The 18,451-nt window shown below is 71.0% G+C and carries 9 protein-coding genes; all 9 read right to left on the bottom strand.

Features of this window, described 5'->3' with window-relative positions; translation table 11 throughout:
• Positions 1-23: 23 nt before the first annotated feature.
• The 9 genes from ACFY3D_RS23920 to ACFY3D_RS23880 all read right to left on the bottom strand — a co-directional run bounded on the left by ACFY3D_RS23920 (position 24) and on the right by ACFY3D_RS23880 (position 18,292).
• Entirely contained in the window at positions 24-1,004 is a 981-nt protein-coding gene (locus ACFY3D_RS23920; RefSeq protein ID WP_389982704.1) for a hypothetical protein, read from the bottom strand.
• Positions 995-6,490, bottom strand: a complete 5,496-nt coding sequence (locus tag ACFY3D_RS23915; protein ID WP_389982701.1) for an amino acid adenylation domain-containing protein — start codon at positions 6,488-6,490, stop codon at positions 995-997. The genes ACFY3D_RS23920 and ACFY3D_RS23915 overlap by 10 nt, the downstream gene beginning before the upstream one ends.
• Before the next feature lie 4 nt (positions 6,491-6,494).
• The gene (locus tag ACFY3D_RS23910; RefSeq protein WP_389982697.1) at positions 6,495-9,590 is read right to left on the bottom strand and encodes an amino acid adenylation domain-containing protein; all 3,096 of its coding nucleotides are present in this window, start codon (positions 9,588-9,590) and stop codon (positions 6,495-6,497) included.
• A gap of 62 nt (positions 9,591-9,652) precedes the next feature.
• The gene (locus ACFY3D_RS23905; protein ID WP_389982694.1) at positions 9,653-12,223 is read right to left on the bottom strand and encodes an AMP-binding protein; all 2,571 of its coding nucleotides are present in this window, start codon (positions 12,221-12,223) and stop codon (positions 9,653-9,655) included.
• Between the two features lie 172 nt (positions 12,224-12,395).
• Positions 12,396-13,448: a LacI family DNA-binding transcriptional regulator gene (locus ACFY3D_RS23900; RefSeq protein WP_389982691.1), complete on the bottom strand. Its 1,053-nt coding sequence runs from the start codon at positions 13,446-13,448 to the stop codon at positions 12,396-12,398.
• Entirely contained in the window at positions 13,438-15,054 is a 1,617-nt protein-coding gene (locus tag ACFY3D_RS23895) for a glycoside hydrolase family 13 protein (RefSeq protein WP_389982688.1), read from the bottom strand. The genes ACFY3D_RS23900 and ACFY3D_RS23895 overlap by 11 nt, the downstream gene beginning before the upstream one ends.
• A 50-nt stretch (positions 15,055-15,104) precedes the next feature.
• Complete coding sequence (locus ACFY3D_RS23890) at positions 15,105-15,983, bottom strand: sugar ABC transporter permease (RefSeq protein WP_389982684.1); 879 nt, start codon at positions 15,981-15,983, stop codon at positions 15,105-15,107.
• Complete coding sequence (locus tag ACFY3D_RS23885; protein ID WP_389982681.1) at positions 15,980-16,996, bottom strand: carbohydrate ABC transporter permease; 1,017 nt, start codon at positions 16,994-16,996, stop codon at positions 15,980-15,982. Before ACFY3D_RS23885 ends, ACFY3D_RS23890 begins: the two co-directional genes overlap by 4 nt.
• A gap of 3 nt (positions 16,997-16,999) precedes the next feature.
• Positions 17,000-18,292: an extracellular solute-binding protein gene (locus ACFY3D_RS23880; RefSeq protein WP_389982678.1), complete on the bottom strand. Its 1,293-nt coding sequence runs from the start codon at positions 18,290-18,292 to the stop codon at positions 17,000-17,002.
• Positions 18,293-18,451 lie beyond the last annotated feature (159 nt).

Genomic DNA, 18,451 nt, shown 5'->3' with positions numbered 1-18,451 from the left:
CTCCAGCCGGTCTCGGTACGGGGTCATGGCCTCTTCCCATCGATGACGCTCGGGCCGTGCGCGGCCAGGTCGCGCCGGACGGCCCGGATGAGGTCGGCGCACTCTTCGAGCGCGGGCACTGACAAGAGCAGTTCGGCGGAGGAAGGGTGCTTCCAGAGCAGGTCCTCCAGCAGGTAGCGCCAGTAGGCCAGGCGCAGCTCGGGGAACTGGCGTAGCTGACGCTTCTGGTTCCAGGTGTGGTGGAACCGGTCGGCGTAGGAAGGCCCGTCCCACTCCTCGGTCTCCACGATCCAGAAGCGCTCGGTGACCGGGCGCGGGTCCACGCCGAGGGAGCGGGCGACCGCGGGGGCGATGCGCTGCTCGGCGAAGGTCTGGCGGACGATCGGGGCGGTGCTCGAAGGGCCCGCGTTGCCGGTCATGAACGCCATCGCCGCCTCGGCGTACTCGGCGCGGTGCCGGTCGTCGAGAAAGACCGAGATGGCCATGTTCGCGGCCGGGGTGTCGAACGGCCAGCGGGACAGGTCCAGGCCCGACGGATTGGGGATCTCCTCGATCGGCGGGTAGACGGAGTTGCCGACCGACTCCCAATGCGCGAAGACGAACCCGCCGCGCTCCAGGTGGTCGATGGGGCGGCGCAGGTAGAGATCGGTGTCGACCACGGCGAACGGCGCGGTCCGCGACAGGGCCACATGGCTCTTGCCCGCCGCGAAGTACAGGAGCGGGTCGACGTCAAGGGCGTCCAGCTCGTCCAGGCCGGTGTCGACCCGGTCGTAGAGCGTGTCGAGCCCCTGCGCGGCGGCGTAGGAGGCTCCCAGCTCATCGGTCACCAGCTCGACGCCTCCGTGGAAGGCACGCCAGGCATGGACGCTGTGCACGCAGGTGAGGATCTCCTCGACCGGCAGCCCGTAGGGGCCGTTCTCCAGCGCCCGGTCTCGGTGGCGGCGGAGGCCGGCCCGGTACGGGCCGGTCCAGTTGACGTGGAGTGCGGGTACGGTCAGGGACACCGGACCGGCTCCTTTCTCGTTGTTCTTCCGTCCGGCTCGTTCCTCCGGCTCAGGGCCTCGATGCCGACGAGGTCGTCCGCCACGGCGTCTGGCACCTCGTCGTCGAAACGGGACAGCGCCCTGCTGCGCAGCGCGCCGGCCACGATGAGTGCGACCAGCAGGCCGCACAGGATGTACATGAACGCGATGCCGCGGCCCGGCCCCACCCCGATGACCGCGCCCGCCGTATCGGCCAGCAGGCCGCCCGACAGGAACATCGGCTCCAGCAGTCGCTCGCCGAACGGCGCGATCAGGACCACACCGAGCGGGATCGTCGAGAGCGCGACCATCTGGTTGAGCGCGAAGACCCGGCCATGGAACCGCTGGGGCACCTTGACCTGGACGATGGTGGCATAGACGCCGTTGACGAGCGCGAGTGAGCAGGACACCCCGAACGCACCGACCCCGACGACCAGCAGCGACTCGCGCGCACCGGTCACCAGGCAGCAGGCCGCCAGCGCCAGCGTCCCCATCAGCACGCCGAACATCCGGCGGCGCGCCGGCCCGCCCCACACACTCATGATCAGGCCGCCGGTCACCGCGCCCGCGCCGCCGAGCAGCGCTACGAACCCGGCGTCGCCGAGCGTCCCGAAGGAGAGCACCAGCGGTGAGAAGAGCAGGAAGACCGGGGAGAGCACCAGGTTGAAGAGCGCGAAGAAGATCAGCATGGCCCGGAAGCCCGGCCGGCTCATCTGCAGCCGGAAGCCCCCGGCGATCTCCGCCGCGACGGACTCGTGGCGCTCACCGGCCAGCCTCGCGGGGAAGGCGACGCAGAGCAGCACGATCACACCCACGACGTATCCGGCGACGTCGAGCGCCAGGATGCCTCCCAGACCGGTGAGCGCGAGCAGCCCCACCGCGCCGAGCGGCGCGATGAACTGCGCCACGCCTGTGGTCGCCTGGACCACGCCGTTGGCGTGGCCGAGATAGCGTTTGGGTACCAGTTGCGGGATGGCCGAGATGTAGGCCAGTCGCTGGAAGGTCAGCGCGACGGACAGGGCGGTGAGCAACGGGTACAGGTGCCAGACCTCCAGGCCGCCGCTCCACACCAGGATTCCGGTGATCAGCTGCACGACGAGCGCCGCGATGTTGCCGCCGAGCATGACGGCCCGCCTGCTCGACCGGTCCACGATCGCCCCGGCCAGCGGGGCGACCAGGATGCCGGGGATCAGCGCGAGCATCTGGAGCACGGCGAACCGAGTGAGCGATCCGCCGTCCAGGTAGGTGGAGATGGGGATCGCGAACTCGGTGAGCGTGGCGCCCACGATGGTGACCAGTTGCCCGACCGCGATCGTCAGGAAGCGCGCCAGGCTCGGTTCCGGCGCCTTCCCTCCGCCCGGCCCGCTGGAGCGATCCAGCTCGCCCGGGGCGCCAGGAACCCCGGAGATCGCGGCGAGGCGCCAGGTGCCGTCGGCGGATTCCGGCGGTACCGCCCCCGGCACCGGAGGTTCCGCGAGGGCCGGGTGGACCGTGGTGACGATCTCGGCCAGTTCCTCGGCCCGGTACTTGAGGAAGTAGTGGCCGCCCTCGTCGAGCACGGTGAGGGCGGTACGAGGCGACAGGAAACCCCACTCGGTGTAGCGCTCGCTGTGGAACTCGGTGCTGGGGTCGCGCTCACCGACCACCGAGATGATCGGGGCACTCAGCGGCTCCGCCCCCTCCTCGACCAGCCGGGTGAAGTAGTCCTCCGCCTCACGGGAGTCGTGCCGCATGTTGCGCACGACGAACGCCAGCTGCTCCTCGGTCAGCCCGGACAGGTCGGCGCCCATTCCGGTCAGCCAGTTCACCTGGCCCCGGTCGGCGCGCAGCCGTTCCAGCCTGGTGAGACGGGCCCAGCGGCCGAGCACGCCGCGGGAGGGCCGGGCGAACGGGAACAGCCCGCCGAGGTAGACCGCCTCGAGCGGACGCCCCGCGGCCTCCACTTGGCGGGCGATCTCGATGGTCAGCGCGCCGCCCACCCCGCAGTGGCCGTAGAGCACCAGTGGCCCGGTCACCTTGGCCAGGATCTCGGTCACGCACTCGGCAGCGACCTCGGCCAGCGGGCGTGGCTCCTCGGCCAGCCCCAGGTCGTGGCCGGGCACCGCCACCGCGTGCAGCGCGCACCCGGCGGGCAGGGCGTCGGCGAGCGGCTGGTAGACCACCGCGCTGCCGCCGCCGTACGGCACGCACACCAGGGACAGCTCGGGTGCGGCGATCGAAGGGGTCAGCTCGTACAGCAGGCCGCGCGGCCCATCGCCCGACTTGACGAGGGCGGCCAGGGCCCGCGGGCTCGGATGGCCGAACAGGTCCATCACACTCACCGGCCGCATGCCGTCCAGGCTCCGGCGGAGCATGGCGACCACCCGCACGGCGAGCAGCGAGTGCCCGCCCAGGTCGAAGAAGTCGTCCTCGGCACCGACCCGTTCCACTTCGAGCACCTGCGCGAACGCCGCCGCGACGGTCTTCTCGACCGCCCCGGAGGGCGGCTCGAACTCCCCGCTCCGATCCGGTCCTGCCGCCCCGGGATCGGGAAGCGCGGCCCTGTCGACCTTGCCGTGCGACTTCAGCGGCAGCCGCTCCAGCCAGACATAGCGGGTCGGCACCATGTAGTCGGGCAGCACGGTCCGCAGCCGCCCGCGCAGCTCGGCCACGCTCGATCCGGCGGGGGCCTGGCCAGCGCCCTCGTCCTCGGACGTCCCGGATGTCTCCGCCGCGACCAGGTAGGCGACGAGTTCCAGCGCCCCGGGCCGACCGCGGGCGTCCACCACCGCGTGGGCGACACCGGGGAGGGCGCGGAGCGCCTCGTCCACCTCGCCCAGCTCGACCCGGTACCCGCGGATCTTGACCTGGAGGTCGCGGCGCCCCAGGAACTCCAGGTCGCCGCTGGGTAGCCTGCGGGCCAGGTCGCCGGTGCGGTAAAGCCTGTCCCCCGGCTCGCCATAAGGGTCGGGGACGAAGGCGGCGGCGGTCAGGTCCGGGCGTCCGAGATACCCGCGTGCCAGCCGGTCGCCGCCGAGACAGAGCTCGCCGACCACGCCGATCGGCACCGGTCTGAGGCCGGCGTCCAGGACGTAGGCCCGGACATGGCCGAGCGGCCGCCCGATCGGGGTGATCGGCCCCCGGACGTCGTCGCCCGCCCCCACCTCATACGTGGTCGCGCCGACGGTCGCCTCGGTGGGACCGTAGTGGTTCACCACGCGGCAGGCGCCGAGGGAGGCCAGCTCACGGGTCCACTCCCAGGCCGAGCCCTCACCGCCGAGGATGAGCATGCGGCGGGGCAGGATCCGGCGCGGGTCGACCTCGGCGGTGAGCGCCGCCAGATGCGAGGGAGTGATCTTCAGGTAGTCGATCCCCGCCCGGTCCGCGTAGTCGGCGAGATCCGGACCCGAGATCCGCGAAGGGACGAGGTGCAGGCATCCCCCCGTGGCCAGGGCCAGGTAGAAGATCGTGACTCCGAAGTCGAAGGAGAGCGACTGCAGCAGGGCGTACCGGGCGCCGTCCACGATCTCAAATCGCTCGCGCACGTCGGCGAGGTAGTTGAGGACCTGCCTGTGCTGCACGGCGACGCCCTTGGGCAGGCCCGTGGAGCCCGAGGTGTAGATCACGTAGGCCAGGTCGTCCGGTCCCGTTTCCGCGGGCTCCCGAGGATCCGCGGGGACCTCGGGGAACTCGGGGAACTCGGGGGCCACGACTTCGCCCTCGTCGAGCAGGACCGTGACCTGGGCGCGGAGCGGATCGGCCAGCGCGGGAGCGGTCACCAGCACCCTCGTCCCCGAGTCGGAGACCAGGTGGGCGAGCCGGTCAGCGGGCTGCTCAGGGTCGAGCGGCAGGTAGGCGCCCCCCGCCTTGAGCACGGCCAGCACGGCCACCGCCAGGTCGGGTGATTGCTCCAGGCAGACGGCGACGCGCTCGTCCCTGCCGACCCCGTGACCGCGCAGTACCTGGGCGAGCCTGCCGGCTCGGGAGTCGAGTTCGCCGTAGGTCAGCTCGGTGGTGCCGAAGACGACCGCGACGGCCTCCGGCGAGCGGGCCGCGGCACGCTCCACGAGCCCGTGCAGGGTGGTGACCTCCCCGGCGTCGGGACGTGACGCCCCGCCGTTCCATCGTTCCAGGACGAGCTCGCGCTCGTCCTGGCCGAGCAGTTCCAGCTCCGACAACCGGGTCTCCGGGGCACCGGTCACGCAACGCAGCAGGGTCTCGAAATGGTCGACGAGCCGTTCGGCGGTGCCGGGTTCGAACAGGTCGGCGTTGTAGGAGAGATGCGCCCGCAGCCCGTCGCCGTCGTGCCCGATCTCCAGGGAGAGATCGAACTTGGACAGGGCGAAGCCGCCCTCGAACAACTCGGTGGTGATTCCCGGCAGCGGTGGCTCGTCCTGGCTCTGGCTGTGCAGGACCAGCTGGGCCTGGAAGACCGGGGTGCGCGACAGGTCCCGCTCCACCCCGAGCTCGTTGACCAGGGCGTCGAAGGGCGTGTCCTGGCGCTGGTAGGCCTCCAGCGCGGTCGCGCGGGTACGGCGCAACAGGTCGCGGAAGGTCGGGTCGCCCGACAGGTCGCCCCGCAGCACGAGCGTGTTGACGACGAAACCGATCATTTTCTCCAGCTCGGGCCGGTCCCTGGCCGCGACCGGGGTGCCCAGGCAGATGTCCTCCTGTCCGGTGTGGCGGGCCAGCAGTGCCTGGAAGGCGGCCGTGAGCGTCATGAACAGCGTGCAGCGCTCGCTCCTGGCCAGCCTGGCCACCTCCGCGGCCAGCGGCCCGGGGATGATCCGCGCGACGTAGGCGCCGCGCGCGGTCCTGATCCGAGGGCGCGGGCGGTCGGTGGGCAGCGCGAGAACCGGCGGATCGGCGAGCTTGGCCCGCCAGTACCCCAGGTCCTCCTCGGCGGCGGGGGCCTCGCGGCGGGCCACGGCGTACTCGGCGTACTGCAGCGCGGGCGGCGGGAGCGGCGAGGGCAGCCCCGCGGCGAACGCCCCGTACAGGGCGGTCAGCTCGCCTCGGAGCACGCCCAGCGACCAGCCGTCCACCGCGATGTGGTGGACGACGAGGCAGAACACGTGGTCGTCGGCGGCCAGCCGGATGAGGACGGCGCGCAGCACCGGCCCCGCCTCCAGGTCAAACCCCCGGTTGGTCAGATCGGCCACCAGCTCCCGCGCCCGCGCGACCGGATCCGGCACGGTCTCATCGGACAGGTCGACCCGCTCCAGGCCGGGGCCGGACTCCTCGGCGACCTGGACCGGCCGGCCGTCCATGCTCGGGTAGCGGGTACGCAGCACCTCGTGCCTGGCCACGACCTCATCGAATGCGCGGGTCAGCGCCGTGGCGTCCAGCGGCCCGCGCAGCCGTTCCGAGACGTAGACGTTGTAGGCGGCGTCACCGGGGTTGAGCTGATCCAGGAACCAGAGCCGTTCCTGGCCGGGCGAGAGCGGGACGCCGTCGGCTCGGGTGGTGTCCCGCAGGTGGGTCGGCACGTGCTCAGCCCTCTCCGCACAGGCGCTCGACCGCGGCGGCGACCGCCTGGATCGTGGAGTCGTTGTAGTAGACGTGGAGCGGCAGGTCGGCGCCCAGGCGCAGGCGGACGCGGGAGGCGATCTGGGTGATGGTGAGCGAGTGCCCGCCCAGCTCGAACAGGTCCTCTTCAGGACCGACCTCCGCCACCCCCAGCACCTCGCACCAGATCTCGTGGAGTTCGGCGGCCACGCCGGTGTAGGTGACCGGCCCCGCCGAGCCCGCCCTCGCCTCCCGCTCTCCCGCCCACTCGGGGGCGGGCAGCGCGCTCCGGTCGAGCTTGCCGTTCGCGGTGAGCGGCAGCGGGGACAGGCACACGAAGTCGCTCGGGATCATGTACGAAGGGAGCGTCCTCGCGCAGTGCTCCCGCAGGTCACCGGGGACGGCCTCGGCCTCCAAGTAGGCGACGAGCCGTCGCTCGCCCTTGTCGTCCTGCCTGGCGAGCACGGCCGCGCGGCGGACTTGAGGGTGTTCGAGCAGCCGGGCCTCGATCTCACCCGGCTCGATGCGGTGACCTCGGAGCTTGATCTGGTCGTCCAGTCTGCCGATGAACTCGATCAGGCCGTCGGCCCTCCTGAGCACTCGGTCGCCGGTGCGGTAGAGCCGCCCGGGGCCGAACGGATCGTCCGCGAACCGCTCCGCGGTCAACTCGGGCCGGTTCCGGTAGCCATCGGCGAGGCCGTCGCCCGCGATGCAGAGCTCACCCGGCACCCCGATCGGGAGCAGGCCAAGCCGCTCGTCGAGCACATGGACCCGGGTGTTGGCGAGCGGCTCGCCGATCGGCACCGTCGTGACAGGTTCGGTGATCTCCGCGCTCATCGACCAGATCGTCGTCTCGGTGGGACCGTAGACGTTGATCAGACGGCCGGTCCTGCGCAGAATCTCGCGACCCAGCGGGGCGGGCAGCGCCTCCCCACCGGCCAGCGCCGTCACGTGCGGCAGGTCGAACCCGGAGTCGAGCAGCATCCGCCAGCCTGACGGGGTGGCCTGCACGTGGGTCACCCCGCACCCGGCGATCCTGACGAGTTCGCGCCCGTCCCTGGCGGTGGCGCCGGAGACGATGACGACCCGGCCACCGGTGATCAGCGGCAGGTAGAGCTCCAGCGCGGAGATGTCGAACGACAGTGAGGTGAGGGCGAGCCAGCCGTCCCCCCTGCGGGAGCCGAGCCGGTCGCGCATGGCGAGCAGCAGGTTGGTCAGGGCCCGGTGCGGGATCTCCACGCCCTTCGGGCGCCCGGTGGAGCCGGAGGTATAGATGACATAGGCGAGATCCTCCGGCGCCGGCCGGCCGAGACCGGCCGGCTCCTCCGCCTCGGCCGGGGCACCCGGGTCTTCGAGGACGAGGGTGGGGAGCTCGAATCCGGCCAGGCGATCCCGTGTCGCGAGATCGGTCAGGAGCAGCCCGGCACCGGAGTCCTCCAGCACGAAACGGAGCCGCTCCTCGGGGTGTCCGGGGTCGAGCGGCAGGTAGGCTCCTCCGGCTCGCGCCACGGCCAGCAGCCCGACCAGGGTCGCCTGCGAGTACTCCGCGCAGATCGCGACCAGCCTCCCCTGGCCCACCCCCTCGGCGCGCAGCCGCACGGCCAGGCGGTCGGTGGCCGCGCTGAGCTCCGCGTAGGTCATCGAGTCCGTGCCGCACTCGACGGCCGTGGCGTCCGGGGTACGGGCCGCCTGCGCGGCCACCAGCTCGGGCAGGGTGAGCTCGGGGTAGTCGACCGCTGTGTCGTTCCAGTCCGACAGCAGCAGCCCGGTCTCCTCGGCGCCGAGCAGCGGCAGCCCGGCCAGGGGCGCGTCCGGTTCGGCCGTCACCGCGGCGAGCAGCGTCCGCCAGTGGGCGGCGACCCGCTCGGCGTCGTCACGGCCCATCGCCCGCGGGTCGTACTGGAGCGCGACGCCGAACCGGTCCGGCCCGTCCACGATGTGCACGCGCATGGCGCCGCGGACCATGTGGTTGAACAGCGCCCACTCCACATGGGCGTCCACGCCGAGGAAGGCGGGCTCGGCCTCGCGCCTGCGGTAGCCGAGCGAGACCGGCGCGAGTGAGACGCCGGGCCGTACGCCGCTGACCGCCCGCGACAGCGGCACCTGCCTGACCCGGTAGAGACCACGCAGGTCGGAGCGGAGTCCGTAGCCGAACCGCTGGTCGGTGACGAACCGGCGGAAACTCCAGTCCGGCTGAATCCTGGCCGTGACAGGCAACTCGTTGACGAAGGCGCCGAGGTGCCGGCGGGTCTCCGGCGATCGGGTGCCCAGATCGACCGCGACGGTCGGCTCGGTGTTGCCGTACCGGTACAGGAGCGCGTGCAGCGAGGCGAGCACGATCTCGAACCTGCTGGCTCCGATCTCCTCCGACACGCGGGTCAGTGCCTGCCGTGCCTCGTCCGCCAGCGCGAACTCCACGACCGCGCCCTCGGACGCGCCCCCGGCCGAGGTGGCCGTCTCCCCCGACAGGCCCGGCAGGGTCACCTCCGCCGGCTGGCGCCACCGCGAGTTCCAGAACTCCCTGGCGAAGGAGAGCCCCGCTTCGATCCGCCCGACTTCCGGCTCCTCCTGACGCAGCTCGGGCAGGTCGGCGGGGGTTCCGGTGACCTCGGCCCGGTAGAGCTCGGCGAGGTCGCGCAGGAACACCGAGGTGGACTCGCCGTCGAAGACGATGTGGTGTGCCACAACCAGCAGCGTCGCCCTCCCCGCGCCCTCCCGGTACAGGACCGCCCGCGCCAGGGGGCCGGCGGCCAGGTCGAAGGGGCGCAGGATCTCGGCCCGCACCAGTTCCTCGATCCGTTCCCTCGAGGTGTCCACCACCCGCAGTTCAGGTGGGACGGCGGGGATCAGATAGGGCACGCCCTGCCGCTCCTCGACCGCGCGGGCCAGAACGGAATGGCGGGCGACGAGCCCCTCCCATGCGGCGGCGAGGGCGACCGCGTCGAGCGGGCCGTCGAAGGTGACGGAGAACGGCATCGTGTAGACGGTCCCGATGCCGCCCAGCCGTTCGTTGAACCAGATTCCCTGCTGGGCGAGCGAGGCCCGAACGGGTGCGGAGACGATTTCGGACGTCACTGACATCACTTCCGATCTCAGATGAGGGCTCGGCGGAGCGAACTCATCAGGGGGAGTCAAGGAGTCGATCAGGGAGCGAGAAGGTCGCACAGTCGCTGGAAATCCCGGCCGAGGTCATCGGCGGCGGGCCCCGCGCAGACGCCGGACATGGATCCGTCCAGCTGTTCGATGAGGGTGAGGGACGGGCGGCCGTCGGCGGGCGGGGCCACGGGCAGCGGGTACGGTTCGGACTTCAGGCCGGGCAGGTACGGCTCAGGACGGAAGCCTTCGAAACGGAACCGGCCGGCATGCTCCACCGCCTCCGGCACCGCTTCTGCGAGGCCGATCAGCGCGACGGGATCGACGGGGTCGCCGGGGATCGTGATCCGGACGGGCACGTCCAGCGCGAGCGGGCCGACCAGGGTGGCGTGGGCGGGTTCCGAGCGCCCCGGCTCGCGCACGAGCACCGTCGGCTCGGGCAGGTCCCCACTCCGCGACAGCGTGGCCGCCCAGCAGGCCAGAGCCACCTCGGCGGGCGCCACCCGGCGGGCCCGCGCCACCTGCCGCAGCCGCCCTGCCGTCTCGGGCGGCAGGCTGAAGCCGGATGTCCCGGCGACACCGGCCTGGACGTGCGGGAGCCGCGACGGGACCCGAGTCGGCGGGAGGCCGGGGACCGGAGGGCGGGTGGCGGCCCAGTCGGCGTAGCTCACGGCGGCCGGCGGGGCCGGCGCCGTACGCCCGGCGAGAGCCGCGGCGTAGGCGGTGCCGAGCTCGTACAGGACCGTCTCGAGTGACCAGTCGTCACAGGCCAGCGCGGAGGCGCAGAGCACCAGCAGGGACCCATCGGAGGTGAGATCGGTGAGGATCGTCCTGAGCAGCGGTCCCCTTTCGAGGTCGAACCCCCGGGACAGCTCGTACTCGACGGCGGCCTCCGCCGGGACGCGGATGAGTTCCGGCTCCGCCTCCGGCGCGATCTCGGCGACGCGGGCGCCGTCCAGCACCGGGAAGCTGAGCCTCAGTGCCTCGTGGGCGGCGGCGACCTCGCGGAGCGCCCTGCGCAGGATCCCCGGGTCGACGGTGTCGCGCACCCGCATCGCCACCCGGACCGTCTCCCCGCGGGCCGGCGCTCCGGCCTGCCCCGCGGTCAGCGGGACCCGGCGGCCCCGCGCGGCGAACAGTTCGCGCACCCCGGACTTCAGGATCTTTCCGAGGTCGTTGCGGGGGAACGCCTCGACCGGCACGATCCTGGTCGGCAACTCGTGACGGGCCAGCCGCCCGGACAGGAAGTCGCGGATCTCGTCCATCGGCACCGGGTAGGCCAGCCGTACGGCGGCGGCGGGCAGCGCGCCCATCACGGGGTGGGGAACGCCGACGACGGCGGCCTCCGCCACCGCGGGGTGCTCGTGCAGGACCGCCTCGATCCGCACGGTCGAGACCTTCAGTGCGCCCGACTTGATGACGTCCGTCTCCCTGTCCGACAGGTAGAGGTAGCCGTCGGCGTCGAGGTGGCCGACATCGCCCATCCGGACCCAGCCGTCGCGGAAGACCAGCGCGCTGCCCTCGGGGTCGCCCACGTAGGAGCGCGGCGGCGCCGGGGAGCGGAGCCAGACCTCGCCCGTCTCACCCACGGGTAGCCTCTCCCCGTTCTCTCCGAGGATGCGCAGGTCACCGAGGTCGGTGGCGCGGCCCAGGGAGGTGGGCCTGGCGGGATCGACGATCATGGTGGTCTGGGCGGGGACCGCCTCGGTCGAGGTGTAGTAGTTGACCAGCGTCGCCCCGGGGAAGGCGACGGCCAGGTCCTGGGCGACGGACGGGGGCAGCGCGGCGGCCGAGGAGCTGAGCAGCAGCACCCGGGACAGGTCGTGTCTGCGATGGGCGCCGGAACCGAGCAGTTCGATGGCCATGGACGGGACGAGGAAGACGGTGCCCACACGGTGGGTCTCGATGAGGCGGCAGAACTCCTCGGGCTCGAATCCCGGGAGGGTAAGCGCGGCCGGGTGGGCGGTGAGGGCGTCCATCAGCATCATCTGCGCGGCGTTCGTCCCGATGGGGAAGGCGTGCAGGAAGCGCTCAGAGTGGGCGTAGGCCCGGCGGTGAGGACGAAGCGGGCGGCCGTGGGTCAGGTTGGCGTGGGTGGCACCGACGCCCTTGGGGGTGTCGGTCGTGCCGGAGGTGTAGATGATCTGAGCGAGGTCGTCCGCCCGTACCTCGACGCCGCCGATCGGCGAGCCGTCGCCGTTGTCCGGCACCGGTGACCACCACCGGCCGGGGTCCCTGTCGGCGAGCGCGGGGACCTGCCGCCCGTGTAGCACGCCCACGGCGGCGCAACGCCGCAGGGTGTCGCGTATCTCATGGTCGCCGAGTCGGGCGGAGAGCGGCACCGCGACCCCGCCGACCTTGAGCACGGCGCAGAAGGCGACGGCGAAGGCGGGCCACTCGTCCCCGCCGAACAGCAGGCCGACGCGGCCTCCCGGACCGAGCCCGCGCGAGAGCAGGCCGCGGGCGGCGGCGTTGGAGCGCCGTTCCCACTGGCCGAAGGTGAGGTCGCCCGACCCGTCCGCGGGCTCACCGACGGCGAGGGCGGGGCGGTCGGGATCGGTCTCCGCCCGTGCCGCGAGCAACTGGGGAACGGTGGGAGGAGCCGGGGCGTACACACTCATGCCGACCTCCTGGGCGGGCGCGAGATCGATGGATCGAACGAGAGTGAGAGCCCGGACCGCGAGCGATCCGGGTGAGGCGCATGGCGAGGAGAGGGACCGGAGATGACACCGGCCCCCTAGGGGGAAGGGAGGTGATGGATTCGAGCGACGGGGGAGGGTGGGGGTCAGGCCGTCACCGGAGCACCTTGGGACCGGATCCCGTCGACCCCCTGACGATGAACTCGGGCTGGAAGATCAGTTCGGAGTGCTGTCCCGGTGTGCCGGCGATGGTCTCCAGGAGGGTGTGGACGGCGGCGGTCACCATCGACTGGACCGGCTGGCGCACGGTGGTGAGCGGCGGGTCGGTGAACGCGATCAACGGCGAGTCGTCGAACCCCACCACCGACACCTCCCCCGGCACCGAGAGCCCTCGATCCCGGCAGGCCCGGATCGCACCCAACGCCATCAGGTCAGAGGCGCACACGATGCCCGTACACCCCCGCGCCAGCAACTGCGCCGCGGCCGCCTGACCCCCCTCCACCGAGAACAACGAATGCGAGATCCACTCGTCGACCTCTGTCACACCGAGCAACTGCGACATCGCCTGCCGATACCCCTCGATCTTCCTGATCACCGGCACGAACCGGCTGGGACCGACGGCGAGACCGATGCGCTCGTGCCCGAGGTCGGCCAGATGCTGCACGGCCAGCCGGGCCGCGGCCCGGTCGTCCGGGGAGATGAACGGGGCAGGCACGTCGGTGGCGTGCCCGTTGAGCAGGACGATCGGCACGCCCTGCCCGATCAGCTGGGTGTAGCGGTCCGATCGCGCGGTGATGTCGGCGTGCAGCCCGGAGACGAAGATGATGCCGCTCACCCCGCGCTCCACGAGAACCTCGGTGAACTCGTCCTCGACCGCCCCGCCGGGCAACTGGGTGCACAGCACCGGGGTGTAACCGTGCTGGGTGAGCGTCTTCTCGAAGGCCTGGGCGAAGGCGGGGAAGATCGGGTTGTCCAGCTCGGGAGTGACCAGGCCGATCAGACCGTTGCTGCGCTGGCGCAGCCGCTGGGGGCGCTCGTAGCCCATCAGGTCCAGGGCCGTCAGCACCGCCTGCCGGGTGACGGCCGACACGCCCGGCTTGCCGTTGAGCACCCGGCTGACCGTGGCCTCGCTCACCCCGGCCTGCGCGGCGATGTCGGTCAGTCTCGCGGTGCCGCCGGTGCCGAGCTGCCCGGTGCTATGCGACATCGGGTTCCCACCAGACGGCGGAGTCGGGGGCGAGCCGCACCACGCCGTCCTCGACGGCCGTTTCCGCGCTGGCCAGCAGGATCCGCCCGGGGGCGGGCAGTTCCACGGGCTCGCCGGTGAGGTTGAGCGTGCAGGCGAAGCCTTCGCCCCTGGAGAAGGCGAGAGTGCCCTCCGGGGAGTCGAGCCAGGTGAGCGGGGCGTCGTCGAAGGAGCGGCGCTCGCGTCTGATCCTCAGCGCCTCCCGGTAGAGGTTCAGCGTGGAGAGCGGGTCGTCGAGCTGGGAGGCGACGCTGAGCAGCCCCCAGGAGGGCGGCATGGGCAGCCAGGTCACCTCGGCGCCGGGCAGGCTGAAGCCGAAGTGCGGCTCGTCGCCGGCCCACGGGAGCGGCACCCGGCAGCCGTCGCGCCCGTGCTCGGGGTTGCGCAGGCGCTGCGGGTCGCGCTGGAACTCCTCCGGCAGGTCGAGGACCTCGGGCAGCCCGAGTTCCTCGCCCTGGTAGACGTAGGCCGAGCCGGGCAGGGAGAGCGTCAGCAGGGCGGCCGCGCGGGAGCGGCGCAGGCCGATCTCGCCGCCGCCGTACCTGGTGAGATGGCGTTTGACGTCGTGGTTGGAAAGCACCCAGGTGGACGGCGCGCCGACCGTCCCCGCCGTCGTGAGCGACTCCTGGATGACCGCGCGGAACGGAGCGGCCTCCCAGGGGGTGACGAGGAAGTGGAAGTTGAACGCCTGGTGCATCTCGTCGGGGCGGACGTAGTTGGCCAGCCGCTGCGAGGACGGCGCCCACGCCTCGGCGACGCCGATCCGCTCCCCCGGGTAGGAGTCGAGCAGTTTGCGCCAGGCGCGATGGATCTCGTGCACGCCGTCCTGGTCGAAGAACGGCACCACCTCGGTGCCGATCATCCCGACCTGGTCGGCGTGGCCGACGTCGGGCAGGCCGTCGGCCTTGACCATGCCGTGGGCGACGTCGACGCGGAAGCCGTCCACGCCCATGTCGAGCCAGAACCGCAGGATCGACTCGAACTCCGCGTGGACCTCGGGGTTCTCCCAGTTCAGGTCGGGCTGCTGCGGGGCGAACAGGTGGAGGTACCACTCGCCGTCGGGCAGCCGGGTCCACGCGGGGCCGCCGAAGACCGACTCCCAGTCGTTGGGCGGCAGCTCCCCATCGGCGCCCCTGCCTCGGCGGAAGATGTAGCGCTCACGCGCGGGGTCTCCCGGAGGCGCCGCCAGGGCCTCCAGGAACCACGCGTGCCGGTCGGAGGTGTGGTTGGGCACCACGTCCACGATGACCCGCAGGCCGTGCCGGTGCGCGTCCTCGATCAGCGCCCCGGCGTCGGCGAGCGACCCGAAGATGGGGTCGACGTCCCGGTAGTCGGCCACGTCGTAGCCGAAGTCGGCCATCGGCGAGGTGAAGAACGGGGTGAGCCAGATCGCGTCGACCCCGAGGTCGGCCAGGTAGGGGAGCCTGTCGCGCACGCCGAGCAGGTCTCCCACGCCGTCGCCGTTACCGTCGGCGAAGCTGCGGACGTAGATCTGGTAGATCACCGCGTCACGCCACCACCGGGTGACGGTTCCGGCGCCGCTGTCCGTCCGGACAAGCTCAGTCATGTTAAATCCCCCGATCAGATGACATACCAGGATGTAGTAGCACGATGGTGTTACGACTTCGTGGCACCGGCGGTAAGTCCGGCGACCAGATGCCGCTGAACGAGCAGGAAGACGATCGACGCGGGCAGCGCGATCAACACCGCCGAGGCGGTGAGCAGGCCCCAATCGGCCCAGAACTGCCCGACGAACTGCTGCAGACCGGCGGCGAGGGTGCGCTTGTCGTCCCCCGTCATGAAGACCGAGGCGTAGGCGACCTCACCCCAGGCTGTCATGAAGGAGTAGAACGCGGTGACCGCGATGCTGGGCCGGGCCAGCGGCAGGATAACCCGCCAGAACACGCCGAACGGGGTCAGTCCGTCGATCATGCCGGCCTGGTCGATCTCGCGCGGGATGGAGTCGAAGTAGCCCTTCATCATCCACGCGCAGAACGGCACCGCCACGGTCATATAGGCGATGACCAGTCCCGGAATCTGGTTGAGCAGGCCAAGGCCCGCCATCAGGTTGTAGAGCGGCACGATCAGGATCGCCACCGGGAACATCTGGGTGATCAGCAGCATCCACATGACACCGCGATAGCCGGGGAAGCGGAAGCGGCTGATGGCGTACCCGGTCGTGGAGGCCAGGAACACACCGATGATCGTGGTCAGCCCCGCGATGATCACGGAGTTGAGCAACCAGGCCGGGAACTGTGTCTCGGTCAGCACACGGACGTAGTTGTCCAACGAGGAGTTGTCGAAGAACTTCAGTTCGCTGGAGAGCCAGCCGTCGCGTGGCTTGAGCGAGGTCAAGATCAGCCACACGATGGGGAACAGCGAGATGACGGACGCGATGATCAGCGTCCCGTGCAGCAGGATCGAGCTGCCGATGCCGCGCTCCTCGCGGCCGCGTGCGCGCCCGCGCCTCGCGGAACCTGCCGTGACGGTGCTCACCAGACCTCCCCTTGCTTGCGCAGCGCGCGGCGGTAGACCAGGGCCATCACGACGAGAAGCAGAAGGATGATCACTCCCCATGCCGCCGAACCCGAGTAGTTGCGGATGCCGGTGAAGGCCTCACGGTAGGCGTAGGTCACCAGGATCTCCGTGGAACTGCCCGGACCTCCGCCTGTGATCAGGAAGATCAACGGGAACATGTTGAACGTCCAGATCGTGCCCAGCAGGACGATGGTGCTGGAGACGGTTCGCAGGCCGGGGACGGTGATGTGGCGGAAGCGCTGCCACGGCGTGGCGCCGTCCACCTCGGCCGCCTCGTAGAGCTCACCGGGGATCGACTGGAGCCCGCCCAGCAGGGCCACCATCATGAACGGCACGCCCACCCAGACGTTGACCGCGATGACCGCGATCTTCGCCGTGGTCGGGTCGTCGAGCCAGCCGACCGCGCCCAGTCCCGTGACCTTCAGCATCGCGTTGATGACGCCGAAGTCGCTGTTGTAGAGGTAGCGCCAGATGAAGGCGGCGACGAAGGGAGGGATCGCCCACGGCAGGATCAGCATCAGCCGGTAGGCGGAGCGGAAGCGCAACTTCCGGTTGAGCAGCAGGGCCAGACCGAGGCCGAGACCGTAGTGCAGCCCGACACAGGCGACGGTCCAGATGACCGTCCAGGTCAGCTTGTCCCAGAACAAGCCACCGCTGAGGATGTCGAGGTAGTTGCCGATCCCGATGAACTCGTAGGTCGAGGGGATGACGTTGACGCCGATCGTCCGCCCCATCGTGGCCTCGGTGGCGTCGGTCAGGGACAGATACACACCCCGGACCAGCGGCCATCCGATCAGGACGGCGGTGACCACGACAACCGGGGCCACCATGGCCCAGGCGTACCAGTGCTGCGACATCGACCGCCGGATCGGACCGACCTTCTTGGGGCGGCCCCGGCCGCGGGCACCGTCAGCGGCGCCCGCGGCCCGGTCCCTGGCCGTGCCGGTCACACGTCCAGTGGAAGTCGCCACGGATCAGCTCCAGTCCTTGAAGATGCCGCGGTACTTCTCGTCCACCGTCTTGACCATGTCCTCGGGCGTGGTCTTACCGCCGACCAGGGACTGGTAGCTCTCCAGAAGCGGCTGGAAAAGCTGGCCGCCCTCGGGGATCCACGGGCGCGCGACCGCGGTGTCGATGATCGGCTTGAAGGTGGCGACGTCCTTGTTGCCCTGGACGTCAGGGTTGTCGTAGGCGGAGAGGCGGGTCGGCAGGAGACCGATCTCCTTGGCGACCTTGGCCTGGGCCTCGGGGGTGCTCATGAAACGGACGAACTCGTAGGAGGCGTCCAGGTTCTTGGAACCGGCGTAGATGGCGTAGTTCCAGCCGCCGGTGGGTGCGCCCGCCTTGACCGACCCCGCGGGGACGGGGGCGATGCCGAGGTTCTCCTTGTCGGCGAACTCCTTGCCCTGGTAGACCTCCGCCAGAGCCCAGGGGCCGTTGTAGATCATCGCGGCCTTGCCGTCCTTGAGGGCGGTCATCGCGTTGGCGTAGCTGTCCTGGATGGCGGGCTTGGGCGCGGCCCCGGAGGTGATCAGGTCGGCGACCGAGGCCATGGCCTTCGCGTTCGCCGGGGAGTTGACGGTGATCTTCTTGTTCTGCACGTCGAGGAGGTCGCCGCCCTCGCCGTAGATGAAGGGCAGCAGGAAGTAGGCGTCGACGTTGAGCGCGAGGCCGTTGACGCCGGTCTTCTCCTTGACATCGAGCGCGGCCTTCTTCAACTCCTCGACCGTGGTGGGCGCCTTGTCCCAGCCGGCCTCCTTGAGGAGCCTCTTGTTGTACAGCAGCGCCAGGGTGTCGGTGACCTGCGGCACCGCGTAGGACTTGCCCTCGTACTTGGTGCTGCTCAGCGGGCTGGCCAGGAAGTCGGACTCGTTCTCCACCGCGCGCGTGCCGTCCAGCGGCTGGAGGTAGCCCAGAGAGGCGAACTGGGGAGTCCAGGCGACCTCGGAGCGGACCACGTCGGGCGCCCCGGTGCCGGCCTGCGCCGCGGTCTGGAACTTGTTCTGCGCCTGGTCCGAGGGGACGTTGACGTAGTTGACCTTGATATTGGGGTACTTCGCCTGGAAGTCCTTGATAAGCGCCTGGAACGTCGGGCCCTCGCTGTCGGGCCTGACGGTGTCCCACCAGGTGATCTCACCGGTGATCTTCGACGGGTCCGCCGCCGCGGACTGGGCGGGGGCCGCCGTGCCGGCGTCACCGCCACCGCAGGCGGAGACCGCCAGGGCGAGGGCCGCGACGATCGTCGCGGCCGAGAAGGCTCGCCGCATGTTCTTCTCCTCGTGTTCAAGGGGCGGCCGGGACCGAAGAGCCGTCCGGCCGGGGTCTGGAGTACGCCGGACGTTACGCCTACGTGAACCTCATTGGAAGAAGTTTCTGCAAGAGTCTGCAAAGTCGTTACAAAGCCATCCCAAACCCAAGGAGCCGGA

Source organism: Streptosporangium sp. NPDC000509, assembly GCF_042898365.1.
Taxonomy (GTDB): domain Bacteria; phylum Actinomycetota; class Actinomycetes; order Streptosporangiales; family Streptosporangiaceae; genus Streptosporangium.
This window is presented reverse-complemented; position numbering and strand designations above follow the sequence as displayed.